This is a genomic window from Streptomyces glaucosporus, assembly GCF_039533345.1.
GTDB classification, from domain to species: domain Bacteria; phylum Actinomycetota; class Actinomycetes; order Streptomycetales; family Streptomycetaceae; genus Streptomyces; species Streptomyces glaucosporus.
Genome location: NZ_BAAATJ010000001.1, coordinates 228,399 through 249,261, shown reverse-complemented (window position 1 = coordinate 249,261; position 20,863 = coordinate 228,399). Strand labels below are relative to the sequence as shown.

The window sequence follows — 20,863 nt, the reverse complement described above, 5'->3', positions numbered from 1 at the left end:
GTATCCAGGACCGCGGTCTGACGTGACCGGTGGCGGTTGCCGATACGGTCGGACGCGTGACTGTCATCGCGACCGAGAACCTCACGAAGAGGTTTCCCAGGGTCACCGCGCTGGACCGGCTCACCATGAGGATCACGCCCGGCGTGACCGGCCTGGTGGGTGCCAACGGCGCGGGCAAGTCGACCCTGATCAAGATCCTGCTGGGCCTGTCCCCCGCCACCGAGGGGACCGCCTCCGTCCTCGGCATGGACGTCGCCACCCAGGGCGCCGGCATCCGCGAGCGTGTCGGGTACATGCCCGAGCACGACTGCCTGCCGCCCGACGTCTCGGCGACCGAGTTCGTCGTGCACATGGCGCGGATGTCCGGCCTGCCCGCCACCGCGGCCCGTGAGCGCACCGCCGACACCCTGCGCCACGTCGGCCTGTACGAGGAGCGCTACCGGCCCATCGGCGGCTATTCGACCGGTATGAAGCAGCGGGTCAAGCTGGCCCAGGCGCTGGTCCACGACCCGCAGCTGGTCTTCCTGGACGAGCCGACCAACGGCCTGGACCCGGTCGGCCGGGACGACATGCTGGGCCTGATCCGCCGCGTCCACTCCGACTTCGGGATCTCGGTCCTGGTCACCTCCCACCTGCTGGGCGAGCTGGAACGCACCTGCGACCACGTCGTCGTCGTCGACGGCGGCAAGCTGCTGCGCTCCTCCTCCACCGCCGACTTCACCCAGCGGACCACCACCCTCGCGGTCGAGGTCACCGACACCGATGCCCACCCCGACGGCACCGCCGCACTGCGCTCCGCCCTCACCGGGACCGGGCTCACCGTGGCCGGCGCGGGCGACGGACTGCCCGGCGCGGGCCGCGTCCTGCTGGTCGAGGCGGCCGACGACACCGTGTACGACACCGTCCGCGACACGGTCGCCGGGCTGGGTCTGGGCCTGGTCCGGATGGAGCAGCGCCGGCACCGCATCGCGGAGGTCTTCAAGACCGCCGACGCCGCCGGTCCCGCCGACGCCGCCGGTCCCGTCGGGGCCACCGGAACCACCGAGAAGGGGGGCAGCACCGATGCGGCCTGAACCGACCACGAGCGCCGCCGTCCCCGCCCCGCGCGGCGAGGACGCCAGCATCCACGACATCGGCTACCGCCACTACGACGGCCCCAGACTCGGCCGGTCCTACGCCCGCCGCTCGCTGCTGACCCAGTCCCTGCGCGGCGCGTACGGCCTGGGGCGCTCGGCGAAGTCCAAGGTGCTGCCGTTCGTGCTGCTGGCCGTGATGCTGCTGCCGGCGGGCATCATCGCCGCGGTCGCCGCCGTGACCCCCGGCGCCAAGGAGCTGTCGGTCGACTACGCCGAGTACGCGCTGCTGATGCAGCCGGTCATCGGCCTCTACCTCGCCTCCCAGGCCCCGCAGTCGGTCTCCCGCGACCTGCGCTTCCGCACCGTGCCGCTGTACTTCTCGCGCCCGATCGAGCGCACCGACTACGTGACCGCCAAGTACGCGGCCATGGCCTCGGCCCTCTTCCTGTTCACCGCCGCCCCCCTGGTGGTCATGTACGCGGGCGCCCTGCTGGTCGGGCTCGACTTCGGCGACCAGACCGCCGGCTTCCTCAAGGGCCTGGTCTCGGTCGCGGTGTTCTCCGCCCTCCACGCGGGCATCGGCCTGCTGGTCGCCGCGCTCACCCCGCGCCGGGGCTTCGGCGTCGCCGCGGTCATCGCCGTGCTGACCATCCCGTACTTCGCCGTCACCACCGTCCAGGCCATCGCCGAGAGCCAGGGCAGCGGCGGCGCCGTCGCCTGGCTCGGACTCTTCTCCGCGGGCTCGCTCATCGACGGCATCCAGTCGGCGCTCCTCGGCGCCCCCTCCGGCTTCCCCGGCGGGCACGAACCCTCCGCCGCCGCGGCGGCCGTCTACGTCCTGGTTGTCCTCGGCCTGATCGCGGCCTGCTGGGCCGCGCTGCTGGCCCGCTACCGCAAGGCGGGGCTGTGACGACCGAGAAGGCCCCGGCCACCGTGACGACCCCGGCGACCGCGACGACCCACACGCAGAGCGAGAAGGCGGCGTAGGCCATGACCACGATCCACATCGACCACGTGTCCCGCTGGTTCGGCAACGTCGTCGCCGTCAACGACGTGACCATGGACATCGGCCCCGGCGTCACCGGGCTGCTCGGCCCGAACGGCGCGGGCAAATCCACGCTGATCAACATGATGGGCGGCTTCCTGTCCCCCTCCACCGGCACCGTCACCCTCGACGGGACGCCGATCTGGCGCAACGAGCGGGTCTACGAGGAGATCGGCGTCGTCCCCGAGCGCGAGGCGATGTACGACTTCCTCACCGGCCGCGAGTTCGTCCTCGCCAACGCCGAACTGCACGGCCTGCCCGACCCGGGCGAGGCCGCGCGCAGGGCTCTGGCCACCGTCGAGATGGAGTACGCCCAGGACCGGAAGATCGGCACGTACAGCAAGGGCATGCGCCAGCGCGTGAAGATGGCCTCCGCGCTGGTCCACGACCCGTCCGTGCTGCTGCTGGACGAGCCGTTCAACGGCATGGACCCGCGCCAGCGCATGCAGCTGATGGACCTGCTGCGGCGGATGGGCGACGAGGGCCGCACGGTGCTGTTCTCCTCCCACATCCTGGAGGAGGTCGAGCAGCTCGCCTCCCACATCGAGGTGATCGTCGCCGGGCGGCACGCGGCCTCCGGCGACTTCCGGCGCATCCGCCGGCTGATGACCGACCGCCCCCACCGCTACCTCGTGCGGTCCAGCGACGACCGCGCGCTGGCCTCCGCGCTGATCGCCGATCCCTGCACCGCGGGCATCGAACTCGACAGCGGCGAGGGCGCCCTGCTCGTCCAGGCCGTCGACTTCGCGCGCTTCACCGAGCAGCTTCCGCGCATCGCCCGGGAGCACGGCATCCGGCTCCTCACGGTCTCGCCCTCGGACGAGTCCCTCGAGAGCGTCTTCTCCTACCTCGTCACGGCCTGAGAACCAAGGAGCCCACCGCGATGTACGACCCCACGGTCGCCCGGCTCACCTACCGGGCCCTGCTCGGCCGCCGCCGGGCACTGATCCTGTTCACCCTGCCCGCCCTGCTCCTGCTGATCTCCGTCGCGGTCCGCCTGCTGGTCGGCGCCGACGACGCGGTCGCCACCGAGGTGCTCGGCGGTTTCGCGCTGGCCACCATGGTCCCGCTGATCGGCGTGATCGCCGGAACCGGCGCGATCGGCCCGGAGATCGACGACGGATCGATCGTCTACCTGCTGGCCAAGCCGCTGAAGCGGCCCACGATCATCCTCACCAAGCTGACCGTCGCCATCGCCGTCACCATGGTGTTCTCGGCGGTCCCGATGCTGGCCGCGGGCTGGATCCTCAACGGGAACAGCCGGCAGATCGCCGTCGCCTACGCCGTCGCGGCGGTCGCCGCGTCCATCGCCTACAGCGCCGTCTTCCTGCTGCTGGGCACGGTCAGCCGGCACGCCGTCGTCCTCGGCCTGGTCTACGCCCTCATCTGGGAGGCGCTCTTCGGCAGCCTGGTGCCCGGCGCCCGGACGCTCAGCGTCCAGCAGTGGGCGCTGGCCCTGGCGGAGAAGACGGCGCCCGGCGCGAACATCGCCTCCGACGTCGGCCTGCCGACCGCCGTGGTGCTGCTGGCGGCGGTGACCGCCGCGGGCACCTGGTACGCCGGGCAGAAGCTGCGCACCCTCACCCTCGCCGGCGAGGAGTGAGCGCCGGCCGGGCCGCCCCGTCCGCGCGGCCCGGCCGTACCGCACCCGCTTCCGTACGCTGGAAGCATGGGCACGACACGGTGGCTGGACGACGGAGAGCAGCGGACCTGGCGGGCCTTCCTGGCCGCCACCCAGCGCGTACGCGAGGAACTGGACCGGCAGTTGCAGCGTGACTCCGGGATGCCGCTGGCCTACTACCAGATCCTGGCCATGCTCTCCGAGGCGCCCGAGCGCACCCTGACCATGAGTCGGCTCGCCAGGACCACCCGCTCCTCGGCCAGCCGGCTCTCCCATGCCGTCACCAAGCTGGAGGGACGGGGCTGGGTGAAGCGGACCCAGCACCCCGCCGACCACCGCACCACCCTGGCCACGCTGACCGACGAGGGGTTCGCCGCGCTGGAGGAGGCGGCCCACGGCCATGTGGAGCAGGTCCGCCGTGTCCTGTTCGACCACCTCACGCCCGAGGGGACCGAGCAGCTCCACACCATCTGCCGGGCGATCCTGGAGGGCACCCGGGAGGGCCCCACCCCGGAGTGACGCGGGCATCCCGGCGCACACGCCGCCGGGATCCCGCCGGAGTCCGGGTCCCCTCAGAGGGAGAGGAGCCGCTCCAGGACGACCGCGATGCCGTCCTCGTCGTTGGACGCGGTCACCTCGTCGGCCACCGCCAGCAGCTCGGGGTGGGCGCCGCCCATGGCGACGCCGTGGGCGGCCCAGGCGAACATCGGGATGTCGTTGGGCATGTCGCCGAAGGCGATCGCGGCCGCGGGGGACACGCCCAGCCGGCGGGCGGCGATCGACAGGCCCCTGGCCTTGGACAGGCCCAGCGGCAGCATCTCGACGATGCCCGGGCCCGCGACGACCACGCTCACCAGGTCGCCCGCGGCCCGGCGGGCGGTGTCGGCCAGGGTGTCGTCGTCCATTCCGGCGGGGTGCTGGAGGTAGATCTTGTTCAGGGGCCTGGCCCACAGCTCGTCCGGGTCGGCGGTGAGCTCCGCGGGCAGTTTCCCGTCCTCCCCCATCCGGTAGCCCGGCCCGAACAGCACGTCGCCGTCCAGGCCGTCCTGGGAGACGGCCAGGGCCAGCGGGCCCGTCTCCGCCTCGATCTTCTCCAGCGCCAGCCGGGCCTGGGGCCGGTCGAGGGTGACGGAGGTCAGCAGCCGGTGCTCGCCCGCGTGGTAGACCTGCGAACCCTGCCCGCAGACGGCCAGGCCGTCGTAGCCCAGCTCGTCCAGGATGTGCCGGGTCCAGCGGACGGCACGGCCGGTGACCACGATGTGCGCGGCGCCCGCCGCCGCGGCGGCGGCGAGCGCGTCGCGCGTACGGGCCGAGACGGTGGAGTCGCTGCGCAGCAGCGTGCCGTCGAGGTCGGTGGCGACCAGCCGGTAGGGGAAGGCCGGGGGGCTGGCGCTCACCGGGCGGCGGGTCCCGTGGGCTCCAGCACCTCGCGTCCGCCCAGGTAGGGGCGGAGGATCTCGGGCACCCGGACCGAGCCGTCGGCCTGCTGGTGGTTCTCCAGCAGGGCCACGATGGTGCGGGGCACCGCGCAGAGCGTGCCGTTGAGCGTGGCCAGCGGCCGGACCTTCTTGCCCTCCCGCATCCGGACGGACAGCCGGCGGGCCTGGAACTCGTTGCAGTTCGAGGCGGAGGTCAGCTCGCGGTACTTGCCCTGGGTGGGGATCCACGCCTCGCAGTCGAACTTCCGCGAGGCGGAGGCGCCCAGGTCACCGGTGGCGACGTCGATCACCCGGAAGGGCAGCTCCAGGGAGTTCAGCCACTGCTTCTCCCACTCCAGCAGCCGCTGGTGCTCCGCCTCGGAGTCCTCGGGGGCGACGTAGGAGAACATCTCCACCTTGTCGAACTGGTGGACGCGGAAGATGCCGCGGGTGTCCTTGCCGTACGAGCCCGCCTCGCGGCGGAAGCACGGGGAGAAGCCGGCGTACCGCAGCGGCAGCTTCTCCGCGTCGAGGATCTCGTCCATGTGGTAGGCGGCGAGCGGTACCTCGGAGGTGCCGACCAGGTAGTAGTCGTCCTTCTCCAGGTGGTAGACGTTCTCGGCGGCCTGGCCGAGGAAGCCGGTGCCCTCCATGGCGCGCGGCTTGACCAGGGCCGGGGTCAGCACGGGGGTGAAGCCCGCCTCGGTGGCCTGGGCGATCGCGGCGTTGACCAGGGCCAGTTCCAGCAGGGCGCCGACGCCGGTGAGGTAGTAGAAGCGCGAGCCGGAGACCTTGGCGCCGCGCTCGACGTCGATGGCGCCGAGCGCCTGGCCCAGCTCCAGGTGGTCCTTGGGGGCGAAGCCCTCGGCGGCGAAGTCGCGCGGGGTGCCGTGCGTCTCGCGGACGGTGAAGTCCTCCTCGCCGCCCACGGGCACGTCGGGGTGGACGAGGTTGCCGAGCTGGAGCAGGAGCCGCTGGGTCTCGGCGTCGGCCTCGTCCCGCTCGGCGTCGGCGGCCTTGACCGCGGCGGCCAGCTCGCCCGCGCGCTTGAGCAGTTCGGCCTTCTCGTCGCCGGTGGCCTTGGGGATCCGCTTGCCGAGCTGCTTCTGCTCGGCGCGCAGTTCGTCGAAGCGGACGCCGGACGACCTGCGCCGCTCGTCGGCGGAGAGCAGGGCGTCGACGAGGCCGACGTCCTCTCCACGGGCGCGCTGCGAGGCGCGCACACGGTCGGGGTCCTCACGGAGCAGGCGAAGGTCAATCACGCCGCCAGGGTACCGGGGGGTGGGCGGCGCGCTCGACTCGATATGGCGGTATGCGCCGTTATGTTCCTTTTGGGAATTTTCATGGAAAGGGCGTGCGGGGCGTCAAGGGAAATCCCGGTTTCACCGTACCGGGGTTGTCCGGGTGTGCGGAGTGGACGGGGTCGCCGTCCCGGGAAAGCCGGGGGCGACGGGCGGGGACGGCAGGGGAAATCGGTGGGAGAACCGGGGAGGAGCCGGTGGGAGGGCCGGTGGGAGGGCCGGTGGGAGGGCCGGTGGGAGGGGTCATCGGCGGAGTGCGGCCGGTGAGCGCGCGGCCGAAGTTATCCACAGGGGCGGGGGATCCGACCGTGTTTTCCACAGGCGTTCCCGAAATCCTGTGGAAGAAGCGGGGGTTGGGGGCGCTCGGGTTCGCGCTCGGCCATGAATTCCCCTCCTTCACCACATCTACACACCCTTTCGGAGGGAAAAGGCGCCCTTTCGGGTGTCGATCAAGGTGTTTGACACGAGAAGCGACGTTCCGCTCAACTATGCCGCCTGTGGAAAGAGAAGTTCTATTTGTCTTGAATGTCCGTTTCTGGGGAATGGGTTGTGCACAGGTCTCCCATAGGTCCTGTGGATAACCCGTGTGTACTCCCCAGCTCTTTCCCCAGCCGCTCCCCGGACCCTTCCGGCGGGCACGGCCCCGCCGGGCGCGGCGTCCGGCGCGGTGCCCGGCCCGGTGTCAGGAGCGGTGCACAGCCCGGTGTCAGGCGCGACCGTCGACACAGCGCGCCAGCCAGTCCGACGCCTCCGCGAACTCCTCGTCCGTCGTCCCCCGCCGCAGCGGCGTGACCTCGGAGGGGTCGACGCCCGCCCGCGGATACGACCCCAGGAACCGCACCTTCGGGCAGATCCGCCGCAACCCCATCAGCGCCTCGCCCACCCGCCGGTCGGCGATGTGCCCCTCGGCGTCCACCGAGAAGCAGTAGCGGCCGATGCCCTCGCCGGTCGGCCGCGACTCGATCCGCACCAGGTTGACGCCCCGCACCGCGAACTCCTGGAGCAGCTCCAGCAGCGCGCCCGGCCGGTCGTCGCCGAGCCAGAGCACCAGCGAGGTCTTGTCCGCGCCCGTCCGCGCCGCGGGCCGGCCCGGACGGCCGACCAGCACGAAGCGGGTCTCCGCGTTCTCCGCGTCGTGGATGCCGGTCACCAGCGGCGTCAGTCCGTACGTCGCCGCCGCGAACTCGCCCGCGAACGCCGCGTCGTACCGGCCCTCCCGCACCAGCCGGGCGCCGTCGGCGTTGGAGGCCGCCGACTCCCACTGCGCGTCGGGCAGGTTCTTCGCCAGCCAGCGGCGCACCTGCGGCTGGGCGACCGGGTGCCCGGTCACCGTCTTGACCGCCTCCAGCGTGGTGCCGGGCCGCACCAGCAGCGCGAACGCGATCGGCAGCAGCACCTCGCGGTAGATCATCAGCGGCGTGCCGGTGGCCAGTTCGTCCAGGGTGGCGTTGACCCCGCCCTCCACCGAGTTCTCGATCGGCACCAGGGCGCCGCCCGCCTCCCCGTTCCGTACGGCGTCCAGCGCCGCGGGCACCGACACCGCCGGCACCAGCTCCCTGGTGGCCGCCTCCGGGAGCGTGCGGATCGCGGCTTCGGTGAAGGTGCCCTCGGGACCCAGGTAGGTGTAGCGGCTCGCGGGTGACATACGGCCACAGTAACGGCGCGGCAGCCCCGCCACGGCCCGGTTCCGGTCCTCGGACGCCCGGCCCCTCAGCCCTCCAGCAGCCGCTGCCCCACGTACTCGCCCTCGCCCGCGCCGCCCGGTACCGCGAACAGCGCGCTCGCCTCGTGCCGGATGAAGCGCGAGAGCGCGTCGCCCCGGTCCAGCTTGCGCTGCACGGGCACGAAGCCCCTCAGCGGATCGGCCTGCCAGGCGATGAACAGCAGCCCGGCGTCCGGGGCGCCGTCGTCGCGGAACCCGTCGTGGTAGGAGAAGGAGCGCCGCAGCATCGCGGCGCCGCCGTTGGTCTCCGGAGCCGTCACCCGCACGTGGGCGTCGGCGGCGATGGCGAGTTCGCCGTCCGCGTTCCGCTTCTCCAGGTCCACCGGGGTGGTCTCGGTGCCGCCGGGGCCGCCCGACAGCGGGGCGCCGTCGGACTTGCGGCGGCCGATCACCCGCTCCTGCTCGTCCCGCGGCGTCCGCTCCCAGTCGTCCAGCAGCATCCGGATGCGCCGCAGGACCGCGTACGAGCCGCCCGCCATCCACGCCGGGTCGCCGCCGGAGGGCACGAAGACCCGCCGCTCGAAGTCCTCGTCGGTCTGCCGGGGGTTGTTGGTGCCGTCGATCTGGCCCATCAGGTTGCGGGCGGTGCGGGGGTCGGCGGTGGCGCCGGGGGAGCGGTTGAAGCCGCTCATCTGCCAGCGCACCCGCGCCGTGCCGTCCGCCTCGCGCTGGAGGGCGCGCAGCGCGTGGAAGGCGACCAGGGAGTCGTCGGCGCCGATCTGGATCCACAGGTCGCCGTCGGAGCGCTTCGGGTCCAGGGCGTCGGACGAGAACGGGGGCAGCGGTTCGAGCGCGGCCGGGCGCCGCGCCGCGAGGCCCGTGCGGTCGAAGAACGTCCGGCCGAAACCGAAGGTGACGGTGAGGGAGGACGGCCCGGCGTCCAGGGCGATGCCGGTGTCGTGCAGCCGGGAGGGGGGCGTCTCGCCCGCCATCAGCGCCTCGGCCGTCCGCGACCAGCGGCGCAGCAGGGCGGCGGCCTCCCTGCGGCCCGCGTCCGCGGCCAGGTCGAAGGCGATCAGGTGGCCGTGCGCCTGCGCCGGCTGGACGATGCCGGGCTGGTGGGCGCCGTGGAAGGGGACGCGGCCGCGCCCGACCGAGGCCAGGTCGGCGGGCGGCTCGGTCGCGGCGGCCGTGCCCAGGGCGCCGCCCGCCGCGCCGACCACGAGTCCGGCGGCGCCCGCCGCGCCCGCGGCGCCGAGCAGCCGGCGGCGGGACGGGCCGGCGGGGCGCTCGTCGGGGCGGTCACCGGGGCGGCGTGCGGGGTGGTGCTTGCTCATCGCTTCTCTGCTTCGGTTCTCCGGCGGCGCCGGACGGTGCTGTACGGGGTCGGGATCGGGTCGGGTCGGGACGCGGGGCGCCGGGGACGTCAGGGGAGGCGGAAGGTCACCTTCTCGGTGACCTGGTCGATGTCCGAGGTCCTCACCGTCACGGAGGCCTGCCAGGTACCGGGCAGGGGGAGCTGGAACCCGTCGGCCGTCCAGTGTCCCCCGGCGGCCTTCTCCAGGGGCACGCTCAGCGGGCCGATGTCCCGGGCCCCCAGGGTGAAGGAGACCTTCACCTCCGGCACGTCCATGGGCCGGCCCTCGGGGTCGGTGATCCGCAGGTGGACGGTGTTGTCGCCGCTGCGGCCGGGGTCGATGTCGAGCTGGGCCGAGCCCGCGCCCTCGGGGCCGCCGGTGTCGAAGGGAGTGACCAGGGAGACGGGTTCGGCCCCGGCGGACGGACGGTCGGTCACCGCCGTGCCCGCGCCCCCGGCGGTCCCGGCCGTCCGGGCGGGCGCGGTGCCGGTGAGCAGGGTCGTCACGGCGAGCACGGCGACCGCGACGGCCGCCTCGGCGAGCACCGACCGCCGCAGCCCGGACCGCGCGGGGTCGGCGTCGCGCTCCCGCCTGCGGCGCGCGGCCTCCACGGCGGCGCGCTGGCGTGCGAGCTGCGCCGCGCGCTCGGGGTCGGGGACGGACTCGGCGGGCCGCTCCCCGTCCGAGCCGTCCGAGCCGTCCGGGACGTCCGGGACGTCCGCGCCGTCCGCGCCGTCCGCGCCGTCCGGAACGGGCCGCTCCCCGTCCGAGCCGTCCGAGCCGTCCGGGACGTCCGGGACGTCCGCGCCGTCCGCGCCGTCCGGAACGGGCCGCTCGGACGCGCCGACGGCCACGGGCGCCTCCCGCTCCCCGGAGCTCTCACCCGCCGCCCCCGCCGTGTCCGACGCCTCCGCCGCCTCCGCCAGCCGGGCGGTCCGGCGGCGGGAGGACCGGGCGACGAGCAGCAGCAGCGCCACCAGCCCGATCTTGAGCAGCAGCAGCCGCCCGTACGAGGTGGAGGTGAGCGCCGACCAGCCGCCGACCTGCCGCCAGGACTGGTAGAGGCCGGTCGCGGCGAGGACGGCCACGCAGCACAGGGCGAGCCGCGAGAAGCGCTCCACCGTCCCGCGGGGGACCGCCGGGCCCTGCCGGAGGACGGTGAGCAGAGCCGCCAGGCCGCCCAGCCACGCGGCGACGGCGAGGAGGTGGAGGATGTCGGCGGGGATCGCGATCCCGGTCTGCACGCCGGTCGAGGCGTGCTCGGCCATGGCCCAGGTCGCGGCGAGTCCGACGGCGACGACCGTACCGCCGACGGACAGCCCGAAGGCCAGGTCGCGCCGGTTCCGCTCGTCGTCGCTCCCGCCTGCCCCGGAGGCGGCGGGGCTCCCGCCGGTCCGCCGGGCGTACATCCCGAAGAGCACCGACACGAACAGCGCCGCCGCCGCGAGCAGCAGCAGCCGGGAGACGAGCGCGGTGCCCTGCCGGGTCCCCAGGACCTCGCGGAGCACGTCCGGGTCGAGGACGTCGCCGAGCCCGCCCGAGCCGGTGTACGGGCCGCGCAGCAGCAGCGCCGCGATGGTGGCGGCGGTCAGGGTGACCCAGCCGGCCACCACCAGGCGCTGCACCGGGCGGACCAGGGCCGCGCCGGGCCGGCAGACCAGGACGAAGACCGCCCCGCCGACGAGCAGCAGCCAGCCCGCGTAGGCGGCGTAGCGGGCGATGCCGTACAGCGCGCCGGCCGGGCCGCCGCCCGGCTCCTCCCCCGGCACGGTGACGGAGGTCTCCGAGGGGGCGCCCACGGAGAAGGTGAAGCCGCCGGCGATGGGGTGGCTGTCGGCGGAGACCGCCCGCCAGGCGACGGTGTACGTGCCGTCGGCCAGGCCGCCGCGGAGCGCCACCCCGTAGCGGAAGCCCTTCCCGTCCCCCTCGCCGTCCCCGCCCCGCGCGGCGGGCCGCTCGCCCGGCGCGCCGGTGTCCACCCGCTCGCCGTCCGGCGCCAGGACGCGGATGGAGTCGTCCGACAGCGAGACGCTCTCGGTGAAGGTGAGCGTCACCTCGCGGGGCGCCTCCTTCACCACCTCCCCCTGCGCCGGGGTGCTCCCGGTCAGGACGGCGTGCGCACCGGCCGGGGCGGTGCCGGCCAGCAGGCCGAGCACGCCCAGCACGGCGAGCAGCGCGGCCCGCAGGGCGGTGCGGGCGCGCGGCCGCGCGGGCGGCGGTACGCGCGAGGGGGACCGGGGCGCGGTGCGGGGGGCGGCGGTGGTCATGGGGGTGACCTCACTGTGTGTGGGGGTGGCTGCCGGGGACGTGGTTGGTCGCTTCGACCGGGACCTCGACCGTGATCGGACCGGACTTCTCGAAGCGCAGTTCCACCGGGACCTTCTCCCCCTCGGCGGGTCTGCGGTCGAGGTCCATGAACATCAGGTGGTCTCCGCCCCGGCGCAGCTCCAGGGCGCCGCCCGCGGGCACGGGCAGCGACGCGACCCTGCGCATCGTGCCGCCGACGGTCGTGTGGATCTGCACGTCGTCGGAGATGTCGCTGCTCACCGAGGTGAGCCTGTCGTCGGTGCCGCCGGCGTTGCGGATGGTCATGAAGGCGCCGGCGGTGTCGGTGGTCACCGGCCGGGGCAGGTACGCGCCCTCGACGGTCAGCTCGGGTGCGGAGCCGCCGCAGGCGGTCGCGCCTGCGGTGAGGAGGGCGGCGGCGAGGAGGGGCCCCAGGGCGCGGCGGACGCGCGGCCGGTTCACGGGAGCTTCCCCTCGACCAGCTTGGGCAGGTCCTCCTCGTAGACCTCGACGGGCACGTCGGAGGCGTACAGGACGTGCGCCTTGTCGTCGCCGGGCAGGAAGGCGAGGACCTGGGTGCCGTGGGTGGAGACGATGTCGCCGTCCTTCTCCACCACCGGCGGCTCCAGGCTGATGCCCAGGGAGCGGGCGCCGGCCTGGATGGTGTCGAAGTCGCCGGTGAGGCCGATGAAGTCGGGGTCCTGGGCGCGCAGCCACTTCCCGAGCGACTCGGGTGTGTCGCGCTCGGGGTCGGAGGTGACGAAGACGACGCGCAGCCTGTCCTGGTCCTCCTCCGGCAGCTTGGACTTGGCGACGGCGATGTTGCTCATCGTCAGGGGGCAGACATCGGGGCAGTGGGTGTAGCCGAAGTAGACCAGGGTCGGCCGGCCCCTGGTCTCCTCGACCAGGTCGTAGGTCTTCCCCTCGGTGTCGGTGAGGACCAGGTCGGGCTTCTCGAAGGGGGTGTCCAGGACGGTGCCCCGCTTGACGGAGCCGGTGGACTCCGCGGACACCGGGGCCTGGTCGGAGCCGCTGCCGCCGTCGCCGGAGCCGCCGCAGGCGGTCGCGCCGGCGGTGAGGAGGGCGGTGGCGAGGGCGAGCCCGAGGGCGCGGCGGATGCGCCGGGGGTGGCGGCGCGGGGTGTGGTGCATGTTCCCGTTCTTCCTTGCGGTGGGTGGTCTGCCGCCGGGCGCCCCGGGGGGCCCGGCCCGTGAGCGGGCGCGGGCCCCTGCCGGGACGCGGCGGTCAGGAGGTGCGGCGGCGTCCGGCCAGGACGCCGAAGGCGATGCCGCCCGCACCGGCGGCGATGCCGATGACGGCGAGGACGCGGGCGGTGGTGTCGGAGGCGTCGCCCGTCTCCGCGGCGGCGTTCTCCGTGCCGTCGCGGTCGTCGTCGGCCTCGGCCGCGGCGTTCTCCGCGCCGTCGTCCTCCTCGGAGGCGTCGTCGCGGCCGTCGCCGTGGCCGTGTCCGTGGCCGTCCCCGTCCTCGGAGGGGACCAGCCTCAGCACGGGAGCCGGGTGCTCCGGCTCCTCGCCGCCCTCGGCGGGCGGCTCCTCGATCCAGCGCACGACCTCCTTGCTGTCGTACGTCTGGACGGCCTTGAGGACGAGCCGGTCCACGTCCTCCGGGAGCTGCCCGACGGAGACGGGGAACTGCTGGAAGGTGCCCGGCTCGATGCCGCCGTCGGTCTCCGTCCAGGTGATCTTGGAGGGGACCTCGTCGAGCTTCCGGCCGTGGACCTCCAGGGGCTTGTCCAGCTTGGTCCGGGTGACCTTCACGTCCCAGCCCGGCACCGGCTGCGGCATCACGGAGGCGAGCGGGTGGTCGGCCGGGAAGGTGACCTCCAGCTTCACGGTCGAGGCGTCGTCGCGCTCGTTGGGGACCTTGATGTCGATGGTGGCGTAGCCGCCCTGCTCGGCCTCCTCGGGATTGACGGAGACGTGGGCCGCGGCGGGCCCGGCGAGGACGACGGCACAGGCGGCGGCGGTGACGCCCGCGGCCGTGAGACGGCGGGCGGACGGCACCGGGATACGCGGGAACTGCATGCTGATGACACTCCTCGTACGGAGGGGACACGCTCCCCGGCACGGCGGCGGGCCCGCACGGGAGCCCGCGGGCCGGGTGAGCCCGGGTGTGGTGCGCGCGGCGCCGGCGCGCACCACACCCCCGGTACGGGGACGTGCGCGTCAGGCCGCGAGGACGAGACCGTGCGGGGAGCGCGGCGGCCCGCGCCGGACCACCGAGTGCGCCGGCACCAGGGAGTGGGGCGGTACGGGATCCGGCGCCCCGTCGGCGCGGGGGGCGCACGGCGGCACGGCGCCGTCGGGCAGCAGCCCGCGGCACAGGGCCCGCGTCCAGCGCAGCGCCGCACGGAGGGCCCGGACGAGCAGCACGCCGGCGATCCCGCCGCCGAGGTGGGACGACAGCCGCACCAGCCGCCACAGCGCGGCGTCGCCGCGGCGCAGCAGCCAGCCCGCGGCGAGCGCGGCGAGCAGGTGCCCGAGCAGCATGGGTGCGGAGAGCAGGGACAGGGCGGTGCGCACGGCGGCCTGGAGGCAGTCGGCCGGGCCCTCCGTGCCGACGGCGGCCGGCAGTGCGTGCCCGCCGTGGAGCGCGGCGGCCTCCGCCGTGGTCTGCTGCGCCGCGCCGGAGAGGCCGGCGGCGGTGACGATGCGGCGGGCCTCGGCCTCGGTCAGCACGGCCGCGGCCCGGTCGTCGCAGAGCAGCCGTCCGGCCAGGGCCAGCAGCCCGTCCCGGTCGCCTCCGCCGGGAGCGGCGGGCGCCGTCCGTGCCGTCTGGCCGGAGGAGAAGAGGGAGTGGAGCGCTATCTGCCCGAGAGCCAGCAGGGCGGCGATGCCCGGCCAGGAGCGTTCGCGCCCGGCCAGGGGCGCGGCGACGGCGAGCACCGCCGCGAAGCCCGCGCCCACCGTCCACAGCGGCAGGCCCTGTCCGGCCGCGAACACGTGCCCGGCCGCGGACAGCGTGACGCAGACCGCGGCGAACACCGCGGCCCGAAGCAGTCGCAGGTCGGCGGCGGCGCGCGCGACGGGGGCTCTCATGGCCGGACCATCCTCTCATCACCCGCCCGGCCGGAACACGGGGCGGGGCCCGGGACGGCCCGACTTCGCCACCTCCGCAATCCGCCGGAACCGGAGAGGACAGTTGATCGAGGGCATCTCGTACCTTTTCCGTACGCGGCCGGGCACGCCGCGTCCGCCGAATGAGCGGTAGCGCGCCGACCACGGGCTTACCGTCCGTGCCCCGGGCAATACGTAGGCGTATGTCAAGCCGCAGCCAGGAGGCTGAGCATGAGCATCTGGTGGTCTCTCCACTTGCGGCGCGAGGCCGCGAGCGTTCCGCTCGCGCGGCGGCTTCTGCTCGGCGCGATGGAGGCGGCGGGCGTCGATCCCGAGGTCTCCTACGACCTGTCGGTCGCTCTCTCGGAGGCGTGCGCGAACGCCGTCGAGCACGGCGGGCCCGTGGGAGCGGGGCAGGCGGGGGCCGGGGAATTCCGTGTGACGGCGTACCTCGACGACGACATGTGCCGCATCGAGGTGACCGATCACGGACCGGGCTTCGCGTCCGCGCCGGGTGACCCGGCCGCGGGGGCCGGGACGTTCGGCGGCTTCCGGGGCGGTCTCCCGGACGGCCCCCCGGACGGGGCGCACACCCCCGAGCACGGCAGGGGGCTGTTCCTGATCGAGGCCCTCGCCGACCACGTCGACTTCCGGAGCAAGCCGGGCGACGGGGCCGTGGTCTGCTTCGACAAGCTCCTCAAGTGGCGGAAGGACGCGCTGCTGAAGGTGTCCTGACCGGCCCCGCCCCGGACGGCCCGCCGCCCGTCCCGCCCTGCCGCACGCCCCGTCGCGCGCCCTGTCGCCGCCCGTCGCCGCCCCGCGCCGGACCCGCCGTCCGGCGCGGGGCGGACGCGTGCGCGGGGTCCGGCCCCCGCCGGGCGGGGAGGGAAGCCGACGCGCCCGCACCTTCCGAAAGCGCCGGAAAATGCACTCGGAAAGCCGATTCTCCCAACGGCTCAGGAGGAGTTGCCGCACCTGGTGCCGGGGTCGAAGGTCTAAGCAGGCCGGCGAATTTGAAATGGCGCTCCCTCCACATGCGCCGGATTCGCCGCCGCAATCCGATGCGGCCCGATCATTCGGTGTGCCTCCGAACGGAGAAAAGGCAAGAACTTGAAGAAGAAATTCCTCCTGTCGGCATGCGTGGCGCTGGTCGCCGCACTGCCGGCCATGCCCAGCCACGCGGCCCCGGCGGAAATCGTCGTCGACGACGACCTCGTCCAGTGCCCGAACGCGGACTTCATGTCGATCCAGGACGCGGTCGACGCCGCCCCGGCCGGAAGCCGGATCAAGGTCTGCGCCGGAACGTACGACGAAGTGGTCACAGTCCGGAAGAGCCTCCAGCTCACGGGGGCGAGCGCACCGAGAGCGTGCGACAGGCCCCAGGCGGCGGACCCGCGCAGGGACTCGATCGTCCAGGCGAGGAACTCCTCGGGAGGCGTCGTCAACCTGCTGGCGAACGAGATCCTGTTCAGCGGCTTCACGGTCCAGAACAACACCGCGGGCCCGGGCGTCGCCACCGGCCCGTCGTTCTCCGGATACCAGATGGAGAGGAACACGATCCAGAACAACGTATCCGGAATCCGCCTCGACATCAGCGAGGCGACCACCCAGAACGAGGTGGAGAAGAACTGCATTCGCCAGAACAACCGGCCGGGTCCCGAGAGCGGATACGGAATTCATTCGGACCGGGGTCTGGACTTCACGGAGATCCTGGAGAACTCTTTCTTCCGGAATGACTCCGCCGCGATCGCGCTCGTGGGCGACGAACCGGGCGACATCTCCGACGTCGACGTCGAGCAGAACGTCTCGCAGCGGGACGGCTCGCTGCTCGTCGTCGTGAACTCGGTGGACAGCGAGGTGGAGAGGAACCGGATCAGGAACAGCACCGGGGCCGCGCTCTTCGTCGGCCACGACAACGACTGGCTCCAGATCCAGTACAACGACATCGAGAACAGCGCCGGCGGCCTCCGTACGAGCACGGGCTCCGGCGGAGTGCCGGGCACGCTGGCGAGCGGCGGACCGAGCACGGACGTCAAGATCATCAGCAACCGCGTCGACGGGGTCACCGTCGGCGACGGCATCGGCATCGGACCGGACTCGCTGACGCGGTCCGTCGTCTCCCACAACCGGGTGGCGGACAACGCGCGCAGCGGCATCCGCGTCGAGGCGGGCGGGAACGGGGAGAACACCCTGGCCCACAACCGGCTGCGGAACAACGCCGAGCACGACTGCCACGACCGCACCGAGGGCGACGGCACCGCCGGCACGGCCAACACCTGGCGCAAGAGCACCGGCCGGACCGAGAACCGCTCCGGTCTGTGCGAGCAGGTGCCCGCTCCCGGGGGCTCCTGACGGCGTGAGGGCTCTGTGACGGTGTGAGGGCTCTGTGACGGGGGCTTCCCGGACGGGTTGTCCGGGAAGCCCCCGCCCCGTGCCGGGGATCAGCCGCGCAGGCGCGCCATCCAGGCCTCGACCTCGTCGGAGCGGCGCGGCAGCGCCGCCGAGAGGTTCCGGTTGCCGTCCTCGGTGACGAGGATGTCGTCCTCGATGCGGACGCCGATGCCGCGGTACTCCTCGGGCACCGTCAGGTCGTCGGGCTGGAAGTACAGGCCCGGCTCGACGGTCAGGCACATCCCCGGCTCCAGCGTCCCCTCGGCGTACGTCTCGCGGCGGGCGGCGGCGCAGTCGTGGACGTCCATGCCGAGCATGTGGCCGGTGCCGTGCAGCGTCCAGCGGCGCTGGAGCCCCAGCTCCAGCACCCGCTCCACCGGGCCCTCGACCAGGCCCCACTCCACCAGCTTCCCGGCCAGCACCCGCTGGGCGGCGTGGTGGAAGTCGAGGTACTTCGCGCCCGGCTTCACCGCCGCGATGCCCGCCTCCTGCGCCTCGTAGACGGCGTCGTAGATCTTCCGCTGGAGGTCGGTGAAGCGTCCGCTGACCGGCAGGGTGCGGGTGACGTCGGCGGTGTAGAGGGTGTGGGTCTCCACGCCGGCGTCCAGCAGCAGCAGGTCGCCGGAGCGGACCGGGCCGTCGTTGCGCACCCAGTGGAGGGTGGTGGCGTGCGGTCCGGCGGCGGCGATGGTGCCGTAGCCGACGTCGTTGCCCTCCACCCGGGCGCGGAGGAAGAAGGTGCCCTCGATGTACCGCTCGGAGGTGGCCTCGGCCCTGTCCAGCACCCGCACGACGTCCTCGAAGCCGCGGACGGTGGAGTCGACGGCCTTCTGCAGCTCGCCGATCTCGAAGTCGTCCTTGACCAGGCGCATCTCGGAGAGGAAGACCTTCAGCTCCTCGTCGCGCTCAGCGGTCGTCTTGTCGGCGAGGGCCGCCTCGACCCCCGCGTCGTGGCCGCGTACCACGCGGACGTCGCCGCGGGCCTCCCGCAGCGTGTCGGCGACGGTGCGCACGTCCTTGCACGGCAGGCCGTAGAGCTTCTCGGCCTCGGTGAGGCTGTGCCGGCGGCCCACCCACAGTTCGCCCTGGCCGTCGAGCCAGAACTCGCCGTTCTCGCGGTTGGAGCGGGGCAGCAGGTAGAGGACGGCGTCGTGGCCGCCGTCGGCCCTCGGCTCCATGACCAGGACGCCGTCCTCGGTCTGGTTGCCGGTGAGGTAGGCGTACTCCACGGATGACCGGAAGGGGTACTCGGTGTCGTTCGAGCGCGTCTTGAGGTTGCCGGCGGGGATCACCAGCCGCTCGCCGGGGAAGCGGGCGGAGAGCTTCGCGCGCCGCTCCGCGGTGCGGGCGGCCTGCGGGACCGGCTCCAGGTCGCGCAGCTCGGTGTCGGCCCAGCCGGTCCTCATGTTCTCGGCGAGCTCGTCGGAGACACCGGGGTACAGGCCGTTCTTCCGCTGCTTGATCGGCTGCTCCGCCGTCGGCTCGATCGATTCGCCCTGCTCGTCCGGGATCTCCGGAGTCTGCTGGTCAGCCACGTCGCTGCCTCCTCCTGCTGCTGGGATGGGCCCTGTGCGGACCGCTTCCCATCGTAGGTCCGCACGGATTTCCGGCGGTACGGACCGGAGGCACCGGAGGAGGGGGACGGGACCGCCGGGCGGGCCCCCGGGCGCCCCGGCCGGGGCGCTCAGAACCGCGCGGCCAGCAGCACCACGTCCTCGGCGCTGTCGGCGTCGGCCCGCCCGTCGGGGAGCACCAGGTGCAGGACGTGGTCCACCAGCGCTTCGGGGTCGTCGCGGACGGTCCGCGGGGCGCCGATGGCGGCGGCCTGGAGCCGGGCGAAGGCGCGGTCCATCGGCTCCCCGGTGCGGTGCAGCAGGCCGTCGCTGTACATCAGGAGCGTCTCCCCGGGCTCCAGCCGCAGCTCGATGCTCGGCGCCTCCCAGCAGGCGAGCATCCCCAGCGGCGCGGAGAGGGTGGTCTCGGCGAACTCGACGCGCCGCGGCCCGATGATCAGGGGCGGGCAGTGCCCGGCTCCGGCGAGGAGGATCCTGGTGGCGTGCCCGGCGGTCGCGGTCCCGGACCCGCCGGACGGGTGCGGGTGCGCGGTCCGCTCGGCGTACCCGAACAGCGCGGTCGCGGCGCGGGCCGGCTCGGTGAGCCTCAGCAGCAGCTCCAGGTCGGACAGGACCGCGACCGGGTCCTCGCCCTCCATCACCGCGTACGCCCGCAGCGAGGCCCGCATGCGTCCCATCGCGGCCACCGCGCCGGGCCCCGATCCGGTGACGCCGCCGACGGACAGGCCGAGCGCCCCCTCGGGCAGCGGCAGGACGTCGTACCAGTCGCCGCCGCCGCGCGGTCCGGTGCGGTGCCGCACCGCCAGCCGCACGCCCGGCACCCGGGGCAGCCGGGCGGGCAGCAGTTCCTCGCGGACGGTGGCCAGGTCGGCGCGGGCGCGGGCGAGGTCGAGCCGTCGGGCGATGTGCTCGGCGGCGTGCCGGACGTACAGCCCGAGCAGGTGGCGCTGGCGCTCGGTCGGCTGGGCCGGCTCGTCGTACAGCCAGACGGCGGCGCCCACCCGGCCGGCGGTCTCGGCCACCAGCGGCACGGCGTAGCTGGCGGCGTAGCCGAGCCGGGCGGCGACCTCGCGGTGGCGCGGGTCGATGCCGGTCTCCTCGGCGATGTGGGGATGGGCGATCTCGCGCGGCCGGGCGCCGGTCCCCGGCAGTCCGCCCAGGAGGCGGGCGTGGGAGGCGGAGCCGTGCGCGGGGTCGTGGGGGGAGCCGTGCGGGACGGTCTCGATGTGCCCCAGGTCCGCGACGCCCAGGCCGAGCCCGAAGGTGGCGGTGGGGCCGTGGGGGTGGGTCCGGGAGGGCGGTTCCAGGGTGATCAGTCCGCGCCGGGCGCCCACGAGGGCGGCTCCGGCGTCCAGGGCCTCGCGCACCGCCGCGTCCAGGGTGTCGGTGCGGGCCAGGCGTTCGGTGAGGTCGTGGAGGGTGGTGAGGTCGGAGATCCACCCGGCGAGCCGGTCCTGGGCGGCGGCGAGCCGTTCGACGGGGCGGGTGAGGGCGGGGTCCCCGGGGGTGGGCCGGCAGGGGGCGGACTGCCGCTGCGGGACGCCGGCGGCGGGCGGGACAGTGTGCTGGGGAGGCGGTGCTGTCGAGTTGATTCCGGCCAGTTTCGGCGGCTGCTGGGCGCTCATGGACGGCGTACCCCGCCGCGGATCGGCATCCGCAATGGCATCGCAAACCCCCATGTCGTGCTGCTCCGCTACCAGTGCCTCCAGATGTACACGCCCTGATAACGAGATGTCCAGCATTGTCCCAGCGGGCCGCGGGTGTCCCTGTCGGCGGCTTTTGACGTGGGGTGTCGCAGGAGTGACGTGTGAGTCGCGGGGTGGACTCGGAGGGGCGGAAGACCGACCGTAAGCTTGGCCGAAAACATACCTTCAGTCCGGTGGTTCGCGGTCGACTGGCGTCGGTACGGCAGCGCGTCATCACGGTCGTCGTGGGTACGTGGTACGTACGGCAGGAGGGACCGAGCGGTCGGGTTCAGCCGGAACCCGGTGCGCCGGTCCGCGCGTCTCACGGAGCAGAGTCGAAGGCGCGCCCTCGTACGTGGCGGAAGAT

General features: G+C 73.9%; 18 protein-coding genes. 7 read left to right on the top strand and 11 right to left on the bottom strand.

Going from position 1 to position 20,863, the window contains the following annotated elements; all coding sequences use genetic code 11:
* The first annotated feature begins 29 nt into the window (after positions 1–29).
* The 5 genes from ABD358_RS01110 (at position 30) to ABD358_RS01090 (ending at position 4,261) form a co-directional block, all read left to right on the top strand.
* Positions 30–1,073, top strand: a complete 1,044-nt coding sequence (locus ABD358_RS01110; protein WP_425576205.1) for an ABC transporter ATP-binding protein — start codon at positions 30–32, stop codon at positions 1,071–1,073.
* Positions 1,063–1,986: an ABC transporter permease gene (locus ABD358_RS01105; RefSeq protein WP_344628854.1), complete on the top strand. Its 924-nt coding sequence runs from the start codon at positions 1,063–1,065 to the stop codon at positions 1,984–1,986. The genes ABD358_RS01110 and ABD358_RS01105 overlap by 11 nt, the downstream gene beginning before the upstream one ends.
* A gap of 80 nt (positions 1,987–2,066) precedes the next feature.
* A complete protein-coding gene (locus tag ABD358_RS01100; RefSeq protein ID WP_344628853.1) occupies positions 2,067–2,984 on the top strand; it encodes an ABC transporter ATP-binding protein in 918 nt (305 codons plus the stop codon).
* 20 nt (positions 2,985–3,004) lie between these two features.
* Positions 3,005–3,724: an ABC transporter permease subunit gene (locus tag ABD358_RS01095; protein ID WP_344628852.1), complete on the top strand. Its 720-nt coding sequence runs from the start codon at positions 3,005–3,007 to the stop codon at positions 3,722–3,724.
* A 66-nt stretch (positions 3,725–3,790) separates the two neighbouring features.
* Positions 3,791–4,261 carry a MarR family winged helix-turn-helix transcriptional regulator gene (locus ABD358_RS01090; RefSeq protein ID WP_344628851.1) on the top strand — a complete coding sequence of 157 codons (471 nt, stop codon included), beginning with the start codon at positions 3,791–3,793 and terminating at the stop codon, positions 4,259–4,261.
* Positions 4,262–4,314: 53 nt separating this feature from the next.
* Here the strand turns inward: ABD358_RS01090 and ABD358_RS01085 are convergent, their stop codons facing one another.
* The 9 genes from ABD358_RS01085 to ABD358_RS01045 all read right to left on the bottom strand — a co-directional run bounded on the left by ABD358_RS01085 (position 4,315) and on the right by ABD358_RS01045 (position 14,828).
* A complete protein-coding gene (locus ABD358_RS01085) occupies positions 4,315–5,139 on the bottom strand; it encodes an HAD family hydrolase (protein WP_344628850.1) in 825 nt (274 codons plus the stop codon).
* The gene (gene serS, locus ABD358_RS01080) at positions 5,136–6,422 is read right to left on the bottom strand and encodes a serine--tRNA ligase (protein ID WP_344628849.1); all 1,287 of its coding nucleotides are present in this window, start codon (positions 6,420–6,422) and stop codon (positions 5,136–5,138) included. Before serS ends, ABD358_RS01085 begins: the two co-directional genes overlap by 4 nt.
* A gap of 745 nt (positions 6,423–7,167) precedes the next feature.
* Positions 7,168–8,106, bottom strand: a complete 939-nt coding sequence (pheA, locus tag ABD358_RS01075; protein WP_344628848.1) for a prephenate dehydratase — start codon at positions 8,104–8,106, stop codon at positions 7,168–7,170.
* A gap of 65 nt (positions 8,107–8,171) precedes the next feature.
* The gene (gene efeB, locus ABD358_RS01070) at positions 8,172–9,461 is read right to left on the bottom strand and encodes an iron uptake transporter deferrochelatase/peroxidase subunit (RefSeq protein ID WP_344628847.1); all 1,290 of its coding nucleotides are present in this window, start codon (positions 9,459–9,461) and stop codon (positions 8,172–8,174) included.
* Positions 9,462–9,550: 89 nt separating this feature from the next.
* A complete protein-coding gene (locus ABD358_RS01065) occupies positions 9,551–11,749 on the bottom strand; it encodes a copper resistance protein CopC (protein ID WP_344628846.1) in 2,199 nt (732 codons plus the stop codon).
* Between the two features lie 10 nt (positions 11,750–11,759).
* Complete coding sequence (locus ABD358_RS01060; RefSeq protein ID WP_344628845.1) at positions 11,760–12,230, bottom strand: copper chaperone PCu(A)C; 471 nt, start codon at positions 12,228–12,230, stop codon at positions 11,760–11,762.
* On the bottom strand, positions 12,227–12,919 hold the full coding sequence (locus ABD358_RS01055) for an SCO family protein (protein ID WP_344628844.1): 693 nt from the start codon (positions 12,917–12,919) through the stop codon (positions 12,227–12,229). The genes ABD358_RS01060 and ABD358_RS01055 overlap by 4 nt, the downstream gene beginning before the upstream one ends.
* Before the next feature lie 94 nt (positions 12,920–13,013).
* A complete protein-coding gene (locus ABD358_RS01050) occupies positions 13,014–13,814 on the bottom strand; it encodes a YcnI family copper-binding membrane protein (RefSeq protein ID WP_344628843.1) in 801 nt (266 codons plus the stop codon).
* Positions 13,815–13,955: 141 nt separating this feature from the next.
* Positions 13,956–14,828 (bottom strand): hypothetical protein, encoded by an 873-nt coding sequence (locus tag ABD358_RS01045; RefSeq protein WP_344628842.1) that lies wholly within the window; start codon positions 14,826–14,828, stop codon positions 13,956–13,958.
* Between the two features lie 249 nt (positions 14,829–15,077).
* Here ABD358_RS01045 and ABD358_RS01040 point away from each other — a divergent pair, with 249 nt between their 5' ends.
* Together ABD358_RS01040 and ABD358_RS01035 are read left to right on the top strand one after the other, a co-directional pair.
* The gene (locus ABD358_RS01040) at positions 15,078–15,581 is read left to right on the top strand and encodes an ATP-binding protein (RefSeq protein WP_344628841.1); all 504 of its coding nucleotides are present in this window, start codon (positions 15,078–15,080) and stop codon (positions 15,579–15,581) included.
* Positions 15,582–15,956: 375 nt separating this feature from the next.
* Positions 15,957–17,198 carry a right-handed parallel beta-helix repeat-containing protein gene (locus ABD358_RS01035; RefSeq protein WP_344628840.1) on the top strand — a complete coding sequence of 414 codons (1,242 nt, stop codon included), beginning with the start codon at positions 15,957–15,959 and terminating at the stop codon, positions 17,196–17,198.
* An 89-nt stretch (positions 17,199–17,287) separates the two neighbouring features.
* Here ABD358_RS01035 and ABD358_RS01030 read toward each other — a convergent pair whose 3' ends face one another.
* Both ABD358_RS01030 and ABD358_RS01025 read right to left on the bottom strand, forming a co-directional pair.
* Entirely contained in the window at positions 17,288–18,748 is a 1,461-nt protein-coding gene (locus ABD358_RS01030; RefSeq protein WP_344629048.1) for an aminopeptidase P family protein, read from the bottom strand.
* Positions 18,749–18,921: 173 nt separating this feature from the next.
* Positions 18,922–20,553 (bottom strand): PP2C family protein-serine/threonine phosphatase, encoded by a 1,632-nt coding sequence (locus tag ABD358_RS01025; RefSeq protein ID WP_344628839.1) that lies wholly within the window; start codon positions 20,551–20,553, stop codon positions 18,922–18,924.
* Between the last annotated feature and the right edge of the window lie 310 nt (positions 20,554–20,863).